Consider the following 624-nt stretch of genomic DNA (forward strand, 5'->3'; position numbering starts at 1 on the left):
GGGGGGGGCGGGGCGCCCGGGGGGGGGCGCGGGGGGGGGGGGGGGGCGGGGCCCGGGGGGGGGGGGGGGGGGGGGGGCCAGCCCGGGGCGCGGGCGCGCGCCCGGGGGGGCCCCCCCCCCCGCTCCGGGATCGGGTGGTGGTCGTGTCTACCAGCGGTACCAGCGGTTGCGACCTCCGGAGGGGTGGGTGCCGCGGGCGACGAAGCCGATCAGCCAGATCGCGAGGACGACGACGGCCACCCACCAGAGGATCTTGACTGCGAAGCCGGCGCCGAAGAGGAGCACGGCCAGCAGCAGGACGAGAAGAAGGGGAACCACGGCAACCTCCAGGAGTTGGTGTCGCCGGACCGGCTGCCCTCACCGGGTGCACATATTCGTGCGAATCCTCCGGCCGTGGGCGGGCAGGCGGCTTGGCGTCAGGATGATGGCGGACCGAGAGTGAGGAGAGCGCGATGAGCACGAGCGACAAGATCGAGAACACCGGTGACAAGCTCAAGGGCGAGGCCAAGGAGGCCGCGGGTAAGGCGGTCGGCAACGAGCGCCTGGAATCTGAGGGCAGGGCCGACCAGGCCAAGGGGGACCTCAAGCAGGCCGGCGAGCACGTCAAGGACGCCTTCAAGCACC

The 624-nt window shown here is 73.6% G+C and carries 2 protein-coding genes; one reads left to right on the top strand and one right to left on the bottom strand.

The annotated features are described in order from the left end of the window. Positions 1-147: 147 nt before the first annotated feature. Positions 148-318: a hydrophobic protein gene (locus ACFV0G_RS20705; RefSeq protein ID WP_380549616.1), complete on the bottom strand. Its 171-nt coding sequence runs from the start codon at positions 316-318 to the stop codon at positions 148-150. A gap of 134 nt (positions 319-452) precedes the next feature. Between ACFV0G_RS20705 and ACFV0G_RS20710 the strand changes: the two genes are divergently transcribed. Further along, positions 453-624 (top strand): CsbD family protein (locus ACFV0G_RS20710; RefSeq protein ID WP_380549619.1); only part of this gene is annotated, 172 nt, incomplete at its 3' end.

The organism is Kitasatospora sp. NPDC059571, assembly GCF_042735675.1.
In the GTDB taxonomy this organism is placed as follows: Bacteria; Actinomycetota; Actinomycetes; order Streptomycetales; family Streptomycetaceae; genus Kitasatospora.